14 protein-coding genes are annotated in these 14,936 nt (G+C 53.2%); 12 read left to right on the top strand and 2 right to left on the bottom strand.

All coding sequences use genetic code 11. The features are described 5' to 3' along the window. Positions 1–381 precede the first annotated feature (381 nt). Positions 382–1,515: a UDP-galactopyranose mutase gene (gene glf / locus DMP06_RS01945; RefSeq protein WP_123208229.1), complete on the top strand. Its 1,134-nt coding sequence runs from the start codon at positions 382–384 to the stop codon at positions 1,513–1,515. Positions 1,516–1,750: 235 nt separating this feature from the next. After that, positions 1,751–3,097: an excisionase family DNA-binding protein gene (locus DMP06_RS01940; protein WP_123208071.1), complete on the top strand. Its 1,347-nt coding sequence runs from the start codon at positions 1,751–1,753 to the stop codon at positions 3,095–3,097. 81 nt (positions 3,098–3,178) lie between these two features. Here DMP06_RS01940 and DMP06_RS01935 read toward each other — a convergent pair whose 3' ends face one another. Continuing rightward, on the bottom strand, positions 3,179–4,477 hold the full coding sequence (locus DMP06_RS01935) for a CDP-glycerol glycerophosphotransferase family protein (protein WP_123208070.1): 1,299 nt from the start codon (positions 4,475–4,477) through the stop codon (positions 3,179–3,181). Between the two features lie 205 nt (positions 4,478–4,682). Between DMP06_RS01935 and DMP06_RS01930 the strand changes: the two genes are divergently transcribed. From DMP06_RS01930 to DMP06_RS01900, 7 genes are all read left to right on the top strand, one after another. Next, positions 4,683–5,852, top strand: coding sequence for a CDP-glycerol glycerophosphotransferase family protein (locus tag DMP06_RS01930; RefSeq protein WP_161957793.1), 1,170 nt, complete (start codon positions 4,683–4,685; stop codon positions 5,850–5,852). A 124-nt stretch (positions 5,853–5,976) separates the two neighbouring features. Then, on the top strand, positions 5,977–6,789 hold the full coding sequence (locus tag DMP06_RS01925) for an ABC transporter permease (protein WP_123208068.1): 813 nt from the start codon (positions 5,977–5,979) through the stop codon (positions 6,787–6,789). Beyond that, positions 6,779–7,588 (top strand): ABC transporter ATP-binding protein, encoded by an 810-nt coding sequence (locus tag DMP06_RS01920; protein ID WP_123208067.1) that lies wholly within the window; start codon positions 6,779–6,781, stop codon positions 7,586–7,588. The genes DMP06_RS01925 and DMP06_RS01920 overlap by 11 nt, the downstream gene beginning before the upstream one ends. Further along, positions 7,589–8,779, top strand: coding sequence for a glycosyltransferase family 4 protein (locus DMP06_RS01915; protein WP_123208066.1), 1,191 nt, complete (start codon positions 7,589–7,591; stop codon positions 8,777–8,779). Between the two features lie 110 nt (positions 8,780–8,889). Next, positions 8,890–9,903: an NAD(P)H-dependent glycerol-3-phosphate dehydrogenase gene (locus tag DMP06_RS01910; protein ID WP_123208065.1), complete on the top strand. Its 1,014-nt coding sequence runs from the start codon at positions 8,890–8,892 to the stop codon at positions 9,901–9,903. Between the two features lie 67 nt (positions 9,904–9,970). Further along, on the top strand, positions 9,971–10,240 hold the full coding sequence (locus tag DMP06_RS01905) for a type II toxin-antitoxin system Phd/YefM family antitoxin (RefSeq protein ID WP_123208064.1): 270 nt from the start codon (positions 9,971–9,973) through the stop codon (positions 10,238–10,240). Next, a complete protein-coding gene (locus tag DMP06_RS01900; RefSeq protein ID WP_123208063.1) occupies positions 10,230–10,541 on the top strand; it encodes a type II toxin-antitoxin system RelE/ParE family toxin in 312 nt (103 codons plus the stop codon). The genes DMP06_RS01905 and DMP06_RS01900 overlap by 11 nt, the downstream gene beginning before the upstream one ends. A gap of 207 nt (positions 10,542–10,748) precedes the next feature. Here the strand turns inward: DMP06_RS01900 and DMP06_RS01895 are convergent, their stop codons facing one another. Then, a complete protein-coding gene (locus DMP06_RS01895; RefSeq protein ID WP_123208062.1) occupies positions 10,749–11,021 on the bottom strand; it encodes a hypothetical protein in 273 nt (90 codons plus the stop codon). A gap of 392 nt (positions 11,022–11,413) precedes the next feature. On the opposite strand from DMP06_RS01895, the gene DMP06_RS01890 reads away from it, so the two are divergent. From DMP06_RS01890 to DMP06_RS01880, 3 genes are all read left to right on the top strand, one after another. Next, positions 11,414–12,418, top strand: a complete 1,005-nt coding sequence (locus DMP06_RS01890; RefSeq protein WP_123208061.1) for a glycosyltransferase family 2 protein — start codon at positions 11,414–11,416, stop codon at positions 12,416–12,418. A gap of 131 nt (positions 12,419–12,549) precedes the next feature. Then, entirely contained in the window at positions 12,550–13,005 is a 456-nt protein-coding gene (gene tagD, locus DMP06_RS01885) for a glycerol-3-phosphate cytidylyltransferase (protein ID WP_338056783.1), read from the top strand. Positions 13,006–13,025: 20 nt separating this feature from the next. After that, positions 13,026–14,936 (top strand): GH25 family lysozyme (locus DMP06_RS01880; RefSeq protein WP_220092527.1); only part of this gene is annotated, 1,911 nt, incomplete at its 3' end.

The following is a 14,936-nucleotide window of genomic DNA, read 5'->3' as shown; positions in this document are numbered from 1 at the left end:
GCCGATGGGCGAAACGCTGTGCGAGCCATTCGAAAAGCCGGCCGAGTGGGTCGGCGAATGTCGCGCGCGCAGGGCAGGCGAAAAATGCATCAGAAGATTCTACCGCGTTTGGACGGATGGGCTCGTGTGCATTTGAAGACGTTTATCGGGAAAGCATATGGGCGTTTGCGAAGGGCGCGTCTCCGTGTTTCTCGGACGCCAAATTCGTGTAAAGTTTCTTCTAAAAGCGCGCCGTGCCGCGTCATTCGCGCAAGAAGCGCCTTGCGAAATTCGCTAAGATATATGCGTTGTGCCGCATTCGGGCGCTCGGCAAACGCGTCGCATCGCAACGCACGCCGGATGCGCGGGAGCGAGTGCGGGTTCTCGGATACGGAGGAAAGCATGCCCCAGTATGATTATCTGATCGTCGGCGCCGGACTCACGGGTGCCGTTTTTGCACACGAGGCCACCAAGGCTGGCAAGAAATGCCTGGTCATCGACCGTCGCGATCATGTTGCAGGCAACATTTACACCCAAGAGGTCGAAGGCATCAACGTGCATAAATACGGGGCGCACATCTTCCACACCTCGCTTGCGAACGTATGGAATTACGTGAACGAATTCGCCGAGTTCAACAACTTCGTGAACAGCCCCATCGCCTATTACAAGGGCGAGGTGTACAACATGCCGTTCAATATGAACACGTTTGCCAAGATATGGCCCGAGGTGGTGACGCCCGAGCAGGCACGTGCCAAGATCGCCGAGCAGATTGCCGCCGAAGGCATCGGCGAGCCGAGCAACCTCGAGGAGCAGGCGCTCTCGCTTGTGGGGCGCGACATCTTCGAGAAGCTCGTCAAGGGGTACACCGAAAAGCAATGGGGTCGCGACTGCAAGGAGCTGCCGGCGTCCATCATCAAGCGTCTGCCGTGCCGCTTCACGTACGACAACAATTATTTCAACGATCGCTACCAGGGCATTCCCGTGGGCGGTTACACCAAGATGGTGGAGCGCATGCTGGAGGGCGTGGAAGTGCGTCTGGGCGTTGAGTACAAGGAGCTGGTAGCGGGCGAGCCCGATATCGCTGCGCGCACCATCTACTGCGGACCGATCGACGCGTTCTACGATTTCAAGCTGGGCGAGCTGGAGTGGAGGAGCCTGCGCTTTGAGAGCGAGCTCCTGGACGAGGCCGACCACCAGGGCGTGGCCGTTGTGAACTACAACGAGCGAGAAGTGCCCTGGACGCGCATCATCGAACACAAGCACTTCGAATTCGGTTTGGGCGCTGACGGCCAGCCGCTCCCCAAGACCGTGATTACGCGTGAATATCCCGCCGATTGGAAGCCGGGCGACGAGCCGTACTACCCGCTCAACGATGCCAAAAACGAGGCGCTCTATGCCAAGTACGCCGATCTTGCCGCTCAGGAGGGCGACGTGGTGTTCGCCGGACGCTTGGGCGGCTACAAGTACTACGACATGGACAAGGCTATTGCCGCCGCATTTGACCTGGTGAAGACCGAGCTTGGCGTAGAGCTGTAGGGAGCGTCGTAAGCGAAAGCAAAGCGTTTTCGCTTACAGCCGATGATTCGAGGATGTCTTGCGGATGCGTGGTAGGGGCGTCCGCGGGTAGCCCCTGCGAGCTGATTTCGCCGACAAGCTGCATATCACCTAAGAAAACCTGCGTTTACTCGCAGGTTTTTTCTTTCTTCGATACTATAATAAATACTGTTTTTATTCGCAGGTTAAATGCATTACGTAGGGGGAGGTGACGCGAATGTTCAATCTCACCGTTGAAGAGGCAATGAGGCTTTTGGGGGTTGGACGAACCAGAATATATCAATTGATCCACTCGGGTGCCATTGCCGCAGAAAAGGTGGGCAGCGTGTGGCTTGTGGACGACGCAAGCGTTCACGCTCGCATGAAAAGCGCGCCTCGAGCTGGGCGTCCTTCGAAGCGTCAGGCGCACTGTGCCGACATACAGGAATACACCCTGATGAACCGTAATCACCCGGTTCTGTCATTCAAATACGACGTGGCGCGAAATGCCTTCATTGAAGCTGGTGACATCCAGGACGCATCACGCGCCCCTCTTGGTCTCATTTCGCCGCGGGGGAAATCGGTCTCCAGGAGCGCTTTGGCGTTTTGGTGGGCTCACCGTTCAATTCCCGATTATCGAGACGGCATCGCTAAGAAGTTGAATGAGCTGGGTTTTGATGAACCGTCGCAGATTCCTTTTAAAAGCCTAGGGCTTTCGCTTTCCGACCAATATTGGATTAGGCCGGAGTTCGGCTCGGATGTCTGTTGGTCGGACGTGAACTATTTTGAGAATGATTTTGATGAGCTGTCTGGCCCGATAGATTCAGCCGATTGGCTGGCAGAGGTGGGCCTCGATTCGCCCGATAATACGTCTGAAGGCATGCTTTCAAAACGATGGGTGTGCGTCGATGGGGTGCGGACGCTTCTAAAGGGCGGTACCGTGTTGGGGCAGGAGCCTTATAACGAGGCGATTGCCACGGCGCTGCATGTGAGGCTTCTTGGAGCAGGAGAGTTCGTGCCGTATCTCCTCTCTTCTGTTGGCGGGAACGTTGTGTGCGCATCGGAATGCTTCGTGCGCTCTGACGAGGAGTTCATCCCTGCATATTATGTGCGCAACGTAATGCGCAAGCCCAATCATCGGAACGATTACCAGCACTATATCGAGTGCTGTGCTTCCTTAGGCGTAGAAGATGCGGAGCTTGCGCTCTCGAAGATGATCGTTTGCGACGACATCATTGCGAACACTGATAGGCATTGGCGCAATTTCGGGTTGATTCGCAACGTGGAGACGCTCGAATGCCGACCGGCGCCATTGTTCGACTCGGGAAACGGTCTGTGGTACGAGGCTACGGAAAACGCCGTGAGAACGAAGAACTTCGCCTTTAGGACGAAGCCGTTTTTCGAGGACGCAAACAGGCAGTTGCGACTCGTGAATGACTATTCTTGGTTCAATCCTGCGGCATTGGATGGGTTTGTCGAACAAGCGAGGGAGATCCTGTCGCAAAACGCGGCCTTGGAATCACGTGTTGATTTCATCTGCGAAGGCATAGAGCGCCGTATCAGGCACGTAGAAGGAATGCTGTAATTTTGCCGTCAAAAAGGCCGTCGCGGAGCTGAACTGCGACGGCCTTTAGCTGACGCGTATTATTGAGGAGTGAGGCAGGATTTACTCGAAAAATACCTTCTCAATCACGCGCTCTGCGGCATGCCCATCGTCTTTGGGACAGAACGTTTGCCGGAATGCGGCGTAATCTTTGCCGTATTTCTCGTCATAGTTGGGCAGGTCTTTCACGGCGGCGATTACTTCGTCATTGGTGAAGCAGTGCGGCCCCGGTAGCTCGTCCAATCCAAAGTAGAATCCGCGGATGTCGTTGGCGTAATGCTGGTAATCGGGCCAGAAGAACATGATGGGACGCGCGGTGTTCGCGTAGTCGAAGAACACGCTGGAGTAGTCGGTCAAGAGCGCGTCGGCAACAATGTAGAGGTCGTTGATATCCGCCTGTTTCGATACGTCATACACGAATCCTTCGTATGCGTTGAAATCGAAATGGTTCGCAATGTAGTAATGCGCACGGAACAACACCACCCATTCGTCGCCCAAAGCGGTTTGCATTGCGTCGAAATCGAGCAGAGTATCTTCCATCACGTAGCCCGTGCCCGCTTGATACGAGTCATCGCGCCAGGTGGGGGCATACAGCAGGATTTTCTTCTCGGCGGGGATGCCCAGTTCCTCGCGAAAAGCCCCGGTGAACGCATCCAGCGCTTCGGGGTTCTCGCAAACACGCACGATGCGGTCGTTGCGCGGATAGCCTTCTTCGAGCACCACGCTCGCGCGCCGCTCCTCCTTGAGGCCAAAGGCGTCTGCCAGGTGCTGGGAGGTATAGGCGGAGGGGGAGAGCAGGTAGGTCCATTTCTTGGAGTCCATGCCAAAGCGTTCTGCCAGCTCGTCGGTGGTGTTGAGGGCGTTCTGCGTCTCGATAGTCACGTCGTAGCCCAGGCGCTTGAGCGGAGTGCCGTGCCAGCATTGAACATATACCTGATCGGGTTTGGGCGTAATGTACTCGGCAACGCGCGTGTTAAACACCCAGTATTTGGCGCGTGCGCAGGTTTCTAGGTATTCGTCGGAGCCGACCTTCACGAACTGAGCGCGTTGGAGAAGGGGCTCATCGGCGAATTGCTCCATCTTTTTGCCTTTAAAAGTCCACACGAACGTGAAATCGTCAAATCGAGAGTCTTCTAGCATGCGCTCATAGATGGCACGTGGGGAACATCCGAATTGACGTCCGCCGAAGCATTGAAATATGACCATCTGGGAATCGGTGGGGACGTCGACGGCCATTGCGTTGTAGCTTTCGCCGCGCTTGCGGTAGTACATTGCACGAGAGCGCTGGCGAACACCGGGAAGATGGCGCATGACGCCGAGAATTGGCTTGCGGAATTTTCTATAGATGCTGCCGAGTGACATCGCATTCCTTTCTTGTCAACAAGTTGCTCGCGAGGCAGTGCTACCAAACCATGGTCTCTTTTGCATTCTGAACAACGAATGTAAAATTCTGTCAAAAAAAAATGAGAACTGAAGCATTGTAGCATTCTGACGAATCGGGATATACGTTGTCATATAATTATCCGGTTGTTCGTCTAGAGGGCATTTGGGAAAACAAGGAGGCACTGTGTACAAGCTTATTGCCCGATGTGTGGCGCTTTTCTACGCGGTTTGCCGCCTTTTTCCCAAGCGCAATCGCATTACCTTTTTCTCGCGCCAAGGCAAACGTGGCTCACTCGATTTTCGCATGCTGGCAGATGCCGTTCGTGAGAAGTGTCCTCAAATAGACGTTCGCATTTGTGCGACGGACCCTGAGAATGTAGATAAGAAGGCGTTCATCCTGTCTATGCCTTCGATGCTGTACCATGCAGCAACATCCCGTGTCTGCGTACTCGAAGGCTATATTCCCGCCATCTCTATCCCAAAACTCGATTCCCAAACGCGCGTGATTCAGCTCTGGCATGCGCTGGGCGCCATTAAGAAGTTCGGATACCAATCCATCGATACTCCCGCCGGGCGCTCTCTTGACGAAGCGACGGCGCTTCGCATGCATAAGAATTATGACTGGATTATCGCGGCTGGTCCGGGGGCTGTTTCGGCCTATGCTGAGGCGTTCGGCTATTCTCGGGATGCCATTCGCCCTTTGGGTATGCCCCGCATGGACTACCTTCTCGACAATTCGTCCGCATCCAAGCGATTGGCGAAAGCGAGCGATTTGCGTGAGCGCTTTAGCTGCTTGGGCGATGGTGTTATGCGTGTCCTGTACGTTCCCACATTGCGCAAGGGGGAGGGCGCCCATGGCTGGATGACGCGCGAGGTCGAGCGGCTCTCGAGGGCGTTTAGACCTTATCGATGCCGCGTTATCGTGGCGGGCCATCCGCTTGATGAAGGATGCGATTCAGGTACGCTTGAGAAGCTTTCGAACGTGGCCGCGATTCCCGGAGTCGCAAGCATCGACCTTATTGCGAGCTCCGACTGCGTGGTAACGGATTATTCTGCCATTGCGTTTGAGGCGGGCTTGGCGGGCAAGCCGGTGTGGTTCTATGCTCCCGATGTCGAACAGTATCGTCAGTCTCCTGGTCTCAACATTGATCCATTGAAGGAGTTCCCCGACGGCGCATTCGACGATCCGGATGAGCTTGCCTCGGCAATAGGGTGCGGTAAGATGCCCCGTAAGTTCACCGAGTATATAATCCGTTATTTCGGTGATGTGGAGCTGGGAGCCACGTCAAAGTTGGCCGAATTCGTCGAAGAATGCTATCTTGATACATTCGGAAACGGAAAAGGCAAAAACTGACGAATTCGCCGGTTTTCTTCGCCGCGTGCAAACGCCGTGACATGACCGAAGCTTCGCGATGTGCGAATGCCTATAGCAAGGAGACGTCTCACGTGTCTGATTTCGAATTGAATCGAGGTGCGGCATGCTAGCCACACTTCGCGAGATATTCCAGGAGAACTGGGAGTGGCGCCGTCAGATTCTGAATTTGGCGGTTATCGACTTGCATAAGACGGTGCGTGGTGCCGTGCTAGGCTGGGCATGGCTGTTCATAAAGCCTCTCACCTATATTGCCGTGTTCTGGTTTGCTTTGGATTTGGGCCTGCGTGCAGGTGATTCAACGGGTGGCGACTATCCGTATATTCTCTGGCTCTCAGCGGGTCTTATTCCGTGGTTCTTTATGCAGAGCATGCTCGGCACGGGTGCCAATGTGTATCGGCGGTATCCTTTCTTAGTCAATCGCATACATTTCCCGCTGTCGGCCATCTCCAACTTTTATGCGCTTGCCGAGTTCATCATCTTCCTCTGTTTGATGGCGGGTCTTTTGGTGTTATGCCTCATTGCGGGTGTGCACTTGACGATTTACGCCCTGCAACTCCCGCTTATCTGGGTGCTCATGTATTTCTTCTGGGTGTGCTTCTCTGTGATGGTGTCCCCGCTTTCGGCACTCTCGAAGGATTTCAGCAACCTTCTGAAGGCACTTTCTACGCCGTTGTTCTGGATTTCTGGCATTATCTACAATGTGGCAAACATGAATATCCCCCTGATTCACCAGATTATGGCGTTCAACCCGATTACTTTTTTCTGCACGGCTCAACGCGCTGCGCTGTGCGATCACTTTTGGATTTGGGATAATCCGGGTATTTTCGTGCCGTTTTTGCTCGTGTTCGTGCTGACCGCCGTTGCGGCGTTGCGTAATTATCACAAGTTGAGGAAGGATGTGGCCGATGTCATCTAGCGATACCAACATTGCCGCCTCCATTCCGCAGGAGTTTGCGCGCCCCTCGGTGGTGCGCGATAATGATTCCAATGCCGAAGTGGCAATTCAATTTGAGCATGTTACTAAGACGTACAAGCTGTTTAAGAGCGATCGTGCACGTTTTTTGGCAACGTTTTTGAAAAAGGTTCCATTCAAGAGGGTCAATGCCAATGACGACCTTTCGTTTACTATCAAACGCGGTGAGGCCGTGGCGTTTTTGGGTAACAACGGCGCAGGCAAATCCACCGCACTCAAAATCATTACAGGGGTGTCGTATCCGACGCAAGGGCGCGTGACGGTCCATGGGCGCGTGAGCGCGCTGCTCGAGCTTTCTGCCGGCTTCGATCCGCAGCTTTCCGGGCGTGAGAATATCGCGTTCCGCGGGCAGCTATGGGGCCTTTCTAATCAGGAAATCAAAGAGCTTGAGCCGGATATCATCGAATTCGCAGAGCTGGGTGATTACATCGATCAGCCTATGCGCACCTATTCGAGCGGCATGAAGGCTCGTCTTGGATTCGCGTTTGCGAGTTCGATCAAGCCCGATATTCTTGTCGTGGACGAAGCGCTGTCTGTGGGCGATCGACGTTTTTCCAAGAAGTGCTTAAAGCGCGTGCATGAGATTATGTCCGACTCGCACGTGACGGTCCTGTTCGTAACGCATTCCTCGGCATCCGCCAAGGAGTTCTGCAAGCGCGGAATCGTGCTTGAGCACGGCAAGGACATCTATGAGGGCGATATCAAGAGCGCCATCGAGTTCTATGAGAAGCGGAATTCGTAGATGAGCATCTCGCCACAGATTATCCACCTGCTGTGCCTGGGCGGCATTGCTTTTGTCGTCACGTATCTCTGCGTGCCGCTGGCAAAGCGCATCGCGTTTAAGTTCAATGCGATTGACTACCCTTCGGCGCGGCGCGTGAACAAGACCCCCATGCCCCGCATGGGCGGCATCGCCATGTTCATGGGCGTTATGGCCGCATTGATCTTCGAGCTCGTGGGCGAAGTGGTGTTCGATTGGCACGAGCTGTATCGTTCCGCGCGCTTCCTTCAGGTGAATTACGTGGGGGTGCTGGCGGGTCTTACGGTGGTGTGCCTTGTGGGCGCAATCGATGACGTGAAATCGCTCAAGCCGCGCATGAAGCTCCTCGGACAGATCGTGGGTGCTTGCATCATCGTGGCGAGCGGCGTTTTGCTGGCGTCCATCAAGAACCCGTTTGCGCCGGGTTTCATCGAGTTCGGTTGGTTTGCGTATCCGCTCACGGTGTTCTACCTGGTGGCGTTCATGAATGTGATCAACCTGGTAGACGGTTTGGACGGGCTTGCGGCGGGCATTACGGCTATTGCGTCGTTCGCGCTGTTTATGATTGCCATCGGCAAGTTCCGCGCCGAGACGGCCATGTTCGCCATCGTGCTTTTGGGCGCGACGCTTGCATTCTTGCGTTACAACTTTGCCCCGGCGAGCATCTTCATGGGCGACTCGGGCTCGCTGTTTTTGGGAGCCATGCTCGGCGTCATCTCGCTTTTAGGCGTGATCCGATCGCCGACTATCGTGGTGCTGGCGGCGTCGCTCATCATTGCCGCCATTCCTATCATGGACACCTTCGTTGCCATCGTGCGGCGCCTGAAGAACCACCAGCCCATCCAGCAGGCCGATGCGAAGCATCTGCACCACAAGCTTTTGCGCGAGGGCTTCACGCCGCGTAAATCGGTGCTGATTGTGTATGCGTGGACGGCGTTTTTGGCATTGGGCGCGTATATGATTTCCAATACCTCGGGCGTAAAGGTGTTTTTGGTGTTCCTGCTGCTGGCTGTGGTGTCGTTTGCTGTGCTGCTTAAGCTGGGCATCTTTGAACCGGTGTTGCGCCATCACTACAGTAAGCGCTCCCCGCGAGCAGTCCGTCGCGCAAACGAGCCCTTGAAGGGGGAGGGGCGAGGTGAAACCGCGGGTGAAAGTAAGAAGGAGAATCGGTAGCCTCCGGGGCCGCTCTCGCTCCAATCGCTTGCTATATCGGTTGTGCTGGCGCCAAGCGCATTGCATTGTGCTTTGCTGTGTACGCGTGATATCTGCGAAGGGAATTTCACATGACTTCTATTGATGCTTCTGCCCCCGTTGCTGTTATTGGGGCGGGGTCGTTCGGCACCGCCGTTTCGTGGATGCTGCGCCAGTCCGGATATGAGGTCAACCTCTGGTGCTACGATCCCGATGACGCACGGGCGATTAATGAGACCGCTCACAACCCTTCCTTCTTGAGCGATTGCGACCTTGCGGGTGTTCGAGCGACGAGCGTTGTCGCTGAGGCAGTAAAAAACTGTCAGTCGGTAATTATCGTGACGCCTTCTTTTGCGGTGGTCGATGCAGCGCTAGGCATTGCCGACGTTATTTCAAGCGAAACCCCCGTGGTCATTCTTTCCAAGGGTATCGATCTTTCGGGCGGCAAGCTTCTTCTCGATGCCGTGGTGGAGGAAATCGGCAATCGCGATAGAGTTGCCGTACTCTCCGGTCCCAATCATGCCGAGGAGCTGTCCAGGGGTGCTTATGCGGGAGCGACGGTTGCATGTTCCAATGAGTCGGTTGCCGAGTACTTCCAGAACCTGATTTCCAACGACTTCTTTCGCGTGTATGTGTCGAATGATCCGGTGGGCGTGAGCCTGTGCGGCGCCTCCAAGAACGTTATTGCTATCGCCTGCGGCATCACGCGCGGTGCTGGGTTTGGCGACAATGCGGTGTCGGTGCTCATTACGCGTGGCCTCGCAGAGATTGTGCGTCTTGCTGAAGCGTGCGGAGGCAAGCTGAGTACGTGTATGGGGCTCGCGGGCGTTGGCGACTTGAATGCGACATGCAACTCCCTCCATTCGCGTAATGGAATGTACGGCGAAGCGTTTGCTCGCGAGGGCGTTAGCGTCGAGGACTATGAGAAGCGTCGTCACATGGTTGTGGAGGGCGCGCATGCGCTCGAGCCCCTGCTGCGACTCGGCCATGAAAAGGGCGTGGAGCTGCCCATTATGGAGATGGTTAAGAAGCTTCTCAATAAAGATGTGACCATCGAAGAGGCTGCTGCGGGTCTCATGGGACGAGAGCTTACAAAAGAGCGGTAGAGTGGCAAAATGGTCATTATTGTGCAATAATAATGTACTAATTTATGCCTCTTGAAAGGAGCGAGACATGTCCCTTTGCGTTCCGATTAAAGATCTCAGAGATACTGCCGCATTTGACAAAATGGTTGCAGAAAGCCCCACTCCAGTAACGGTGACAAAAAACGGATACGATCGCTTCGTGTGCGTCAAGAGCTCGGATTTCAGTCGCTGGGAGCAGGCGGATGCACGTGCCCGTCTGCTTGAGCGCATTATGATTTCTGAGCACGAACGTGCCGAGGGACTTCATTCCGATGCTCTAGAGGCTACGAAATCCCTGAGGGATAAATATGGTTTATAAAGTGCGCATTCAGCCTACTGCGCTGAAAGAACTCGAATCTATCGTTGCGTATCTGCTAATTTTTGGCCCCAATACCGCAGGGGCCTTCTTGGATGAATGGGAGGGTCTCCTTCAGGAGCTCGAAGACGGTATCGTGGAGCATGGTCTTTCGAGATTTGACGTGCTGGCTCGACTTGGGTATAGGGCCGTTATCATGAAGAATTGCATTGTGCTCTATTTCAAAGAGGACGATAGCATTGTTATTTCGCACATTTTCCACCAAAGTCAGGATTATGCCTCGATAGTCATAAGCGGGCGATAACGTTAGTAGGCTGGCCATTCGCGCGCCTGAGGCAGGGTGCTAGGCATCCTGCCTTTTCGGTCTCAGGAAGTAATGGCTAAGCAGGAAAAAGAGGGAATACTACGGAACGAAAGATAGCAAGAATAGCAAGACAATTTCCTGTTGAGTCAAACGGTTGATTTCGAGCGCTGCGAAAACGGATATAGCGATTGCTGCGATGGGACGCTTCTACGAGAAGAGTGGAGTGAGCTGGTGCCAGACGGCAAGCGCGATCAAGTACCAGGGAGCCGATTCGAAAGACAGGGGCGTTTTGGTGATGGGGCCGCCATGATGCTCAATTGTGATGAGCACAAGCTGGAACGAAATCGCCAATGCTACGATTGAGGAAATCAACTCGGCACGAAGGCAGCCATTCTTGACGGTTGATTTTGCAAAAAAGCCCGACACACACACGAATAGAGGCATATGGAACAGGTAAATATACTCATATAGTTCATCCATTGCTGGGCTCGATGCGTGATTGGCAGTGCGTAGTGCCTAAACACTACAAGGAAGATAAGAATGTCCTTAAGATAGTCAAAGAAATGAATGCATTCTTTCATCGCCATTCCGTTTCCACCTTTTGACTGATGCGGTATTGAAGGTTTGAATATCAAAGAAACAGTAAATATAGTTACGAAGCATAAACAATCCATTCTTGGAGTCATCTCCCACAAGGAGGGTTTTTCGTCGGCTTAGATTCTTGGGTAATGCGATATGGGCGGATTTACATCGATGGCTATCGCCGTCATGATGACGGGTGCTATTCTGATAACCGGGCATACAATCGATCGGCTGCGTGTATTTGAATTGACGCTATCCGACTCGCTGTTCTTTCGAAAGGTATTGAGACTATGGAAACAGCCAGACAACCGAGCGTTTCTGTGATCATCCCATTTTTTAACTCTTCTGAGACATTGTTAAGGTGTCTCAAGAGCGTAGAGAACCAAACGCTCCAGGATATTGAAATAGTTCTGGTTGACGACGGGTCGACGGATGGGGGCCTGCAAATTGCCAAGAATTACGCCTCGGGCTGCAAAAAGACGTGTCGGGTTTTCCATCAGGAAAATGGCGGCCCATCCTCTGCAAGGAATCTAGGGCTCCTGAATTCGACTGGCAGGTATATTGCATTTGTGGACTCCGATGACACGATCGATGCCACTATGCTTGAGAAAATGGTTGCTAGCGGTGATAAGTACAATTCGGATATTGTGTCTTGCGGTCGTTTGTATTTGGATGCCAGCTCTGGCGTTGAGCTGCGTTCTCATGTTCCTAAGTATGATGTGTTGGATGGAAACGCTTTCTCAAATCCGAGCATCGTTAAACGTGTCGGGCCGCTTATGTGCGACAAAATAATCAGACGGCAATTAATCGAAGGGCACGGCATCCGTCTTGATACCAACTTCTCTCATGCGGAAGATTTTTTGTTCCTCAGCAGATGCAAATTGTATACCTCTTGTGTTTCTGCGGTTGGAGAGCCGCTCTATCATTACTACATTGGCAATCCTGATTCCATTTCTGGCGCAAACAGTACGATAATTGACATTCCTCAGGCCTGCTTAAAGGTGATTCATCTATATCAGGAAAATGGCATTTTTGAGTCAACGAGGCAGCAGCTGCTCTATGTTCTTTTGGGCTACTACCTAAGAAAATGCAGCAGCGTTGAGATGTCTTCTCCAATTTTGAAGCAGTTCAAAAAAGACTTCATCCTCATTTTCGAGAAGTATTTCAGAGATAGTTGGGTAAAAGGGCTAAAAAAGCGGATAAAGAAGGATTTCGATGCCAGCCGTAAACAGGAGATTCTTTTTCGCTCCCTCCCGTTTTGGATTCGCGTGAGGTATCGAATTGCTGGTTTCTGATAATCCTTTCATGTATCTACGGGTTGATTGCATCCGTATTTCTTAAAGAGGGCCTGAATGTCTGCATTTAATTGACTTCATCGGCTACAATATCAAATTCGTGTAAAACCATCCGTTTGTAAGGAGATGGAATGACCGATTTGAATACCGCCGAACCTCAGGTTCGCTTTGCGTCGGGGGATGACTATAAAGGTTTGCGTCGCGTTCTGACGTACGGGACGTATGATTTGCTGCACTACGGACATATACGCTTGCTCCGTCGTGCTGCGCAATTGGGCGATTATCTCGTTGTCGCTCTTTCGACTGATGAGTTCAATGCCTCGAAAGGAAAGTCGAGTTTTTATTCTTACGGTGTTCGTAAAGAGATGCTCGAGGCTGTTCGCTACGTTGACCTCGTAATACCCGAGCAAACCTGGGAACAAAAAGTTGATGACATCCGAAAATACAATATCGATGTTGTGGTTATGGGTGGCGACTGGGCTGGCGATCCTCGCTTTGAAGCGCTCAAAGACTACTGCGAGGTTGTCTATCTTGATCGTACCGAAGGCATTTCCACGACCGATGTGAAACGTGAGCTCAAGTCCTAGTCTCATTTTGAGGGTGCAGCATGAAGAAGTCATTTGGCTCTAAAGTTCTAGCTTGCTTTGTCGCATCATTGCTGACTATCCAGCTGATGCCTCCGGTTGCTATTGCTTATGCCGCAGAAGCGGCTGATGGCGTCAGCGTCGATAACGTGCAAATGGGGAACCCATCAGAAGACGTGCCTGCCATTAACGACGCTGGTGTTGGATCTAGTTCTTCGGGCGCTGAAAACTCTGAAGAGAATGCGATGGATTTTTCCGAAGAGGGCGACGAGGTGATCGTGGAGGATTCCTCTACTCAAGGGGAAAATGAGCTTTCGTCTGGTTCTGAAGGTGAAGAGTCGGCTGCGCCTGAATCTCAACCAGCGAACGATAAAGAAGAAGTCATCGAGCCGGATGATTCCGATGAGGATATTGATTTAGCGCAATTTGCCAATAGCTGGCGATTCAGCGATGGCGTGCCAGCGAATGCGATTTCTGCATTTGCGAAAGCCTCGACCGTTACTTGGTCCGAAGAGGATGGCGTTTATATTGGAAGCAATGGCATGCGCGTTGAGGGCGCGAGCGCATTTGGCATAGATGTTTCGCAATGGAATGGTGACATCGATTGGTCCAGGGTGAAAGCGTCGGGCGTTGATTATGCGATTATTCGTATAGGATACGGCGGCGATGATCCTTCTCAGGACGACCCGTATTTCTATGAATACGTGAACGGTGCGCGAGCTGCTGGGCTTGATATAGGCGTATATATTTACTCATATGGATGGGATGCTGCGACTGGAAGGTCTGAAGCGGAGCATGTTCTAAGATTGCTGCGATCCGCTGGCTTGAGTCCTTCTGATTTGGCGTATCCGGTGTATTACGACCTTGAGCAGGAGAGCAAGAGCGGCAAGGGTCCTTGTGGAATTGATGATCAGGGCAATGAAAAGCTCGCTTCTAATAGTGATTTGCTTGCCATGACGAAAGCATTTGCAAGCATTATCGAGTCGGCCGGCTATGATGTTGGCGTATATGCAAATCTTAATTGGTGGAATAACTATCTTACGAGCTCGGAATATAACCAATGGGATCGCTGGGTTGCTCAGTACAACGCTCAGTGTGACTATACGGGCGAATACTCAATGTGGCAATGCATGTCCAATGGTGGAGTCGATGGCATCTCTGGCAATATTGATATTAATTTTTGGTTCGGTGACTCTTTAGAAGCAACGGGGTTGATCCAGGAGGGTTCTAATTATAAGTACATTCTGGATGATGGCTCCTTGCTGATAAATTCTTGGAAAGATGTAGAAGATAAGCGCTATTACTTCGGAGAAGATGGTTACGCGTTCAAATGGGGCCACCAAATCGGCGGGAAGTTCTACTACTTCAACTCCGACTGCTCCATGTTCACCGGTCTGCTCACGTGGGCCTCCGACGGCGGGAAGTCCTACTTCGGGCCGGACGGCGCCGCCGTGAGCGGCTGGCAGACGGTCGGCGGCAGCCGCTACTACTTCGATCCCGACGCGTGGTTCTTCCGCGCCCTGAAGTGGGGGCACGACATCGACGGCAAGCGCTACTACTTCGACGAGCAGTCCCGCATGGTCACCGGATGGGTGACGTGGAACTCCGACGGAACGAGAAGCTACTTCGGCGATGACGGCGTGGCGCTCTCGGGCTGGCAGACGGTCGGCGGCAAGCGATACTACTTCGACCCGGCGAACGCGTGCCACGGTGCGAGGTGGAACGTCCAGATCGGCGGGAAGTTCTACTACTTCAACTCCGACTGCTCCATGTTCACCGGTCTGCTCACGTGGGCCTCCGACGGCGGGAAGTCCTACTTCGGGCCGGACGGCGCCGCCGTGAGCGGCTGGCAGACGGTCGGCGGCAGCCGCTACTACTTCGATCCCGACGCGTGGTTCTTCCGCGCCCTGAAGTGGGGGCACGACATCGACGGC

The organism is Slackia equolifaciens, assembly GCF_003725995.1.
GTDB lineage: Bacteria > Actinomycetota > Coriobacteriia > Coriobacteriales > Eggerthellaceae > Slackia > Slackia equolifaciens.
The sequence above is the reverse complement of the archived record's forward strand: the minus strand, read 5'-3'. Positions and strand labels throughout refer to the sequence as shown.

What these genes read in the sequence shown, in the direction of transcription:
- DMP06_RS01910 (WP_123208065.1), top strand. Translation starts at nt 8,890, where the DNA reads ATGACTTCTATTGATGCTTCTGCCCCCGTTGCTGTTATTGGGGCGGGG.
- DMP06_RS01925 (WP_123208068.1), top strand. Translation starts at nt 5,977, where the DNA reads ATGCTAGCCACACTTCGCGAGATATTCCAGGAGAACTGGGAGTGGCGC.
- DMP06_RS01920 (WP_123208067.1), top strand. Translation starts at nt 6,779, where the DNA reads ATGTCATCTAGCGATACCAACATTGCCGCCTCCATTCCGCAGGAGTTT.
- DMP06_RS01935 (WP_123208070.1), bottom strand. Translation starts at nt 4,477, where the DNA reads ATGTCACTCGGCAGCATCTATAGAAAATTCCGCAAGCCAATTCTCGGC.
- DMP06_RS01905 (WP_123208064.1), top strand. Translation starts at nt 9,971, where the DNA reads ATGTCCCTTTGCGTTCCGATTAAAGATCTCAGAGATACTGCCGCATTT.
- tagD (WP_338056783.1), top strand. Translation starts at nt 12,550, where the DNA reads ATGACCGATTTGAATACCGCCGAACCTCAGGTTCGCTTTGCGTCGGGG.
- DMP06_RS01915 (WP_123208066.1), top strand. Translation starts at nt 7,589, where the DNA reads ATGAGCATCTCGCCACAGATTATCCACCTGCTGTGCCTGGGCGGCATT.
- DMP06_RS01900 (WP_123208063.1), top strand. Translation starts at nt 10,230, where the DNA reads ATGGTTTATAAAGTGCGCATTCAGCCTACTGCGCTGAAAGAACTCGAA.
- DMP06_RS01895 (WP_123208062.1), bottom strand. Translation starts at nt 11,021, where the DNA reads ATGGATGAACTATATGAGTATATTTACCTGTTCCATATGCCTCTATTC.
- DMP06_RS01940 (WP_123208071.1), top strand. Translation starts at nt 1,751, where the DNA reads ATGTTCAATCTCACCGTTGAAGAGGCAATGAGGCTTTTGGGGGTTGGA.
- DMP06_RS01890 (WP_123208061.1), top strand. Translation starts at nt 11,414, where the DNA reads ATGGAAACAGCCAGACAACCGAGCGTTTCTGTGATCATCCCATTTTTT.
- glf (WP_123208229.1), top strand. Translation starts at nt 382, where the DNA reads ATGCCCCAGTATGATTATCTGATCGTCGGCGCCGGACTCACGGGTGCC.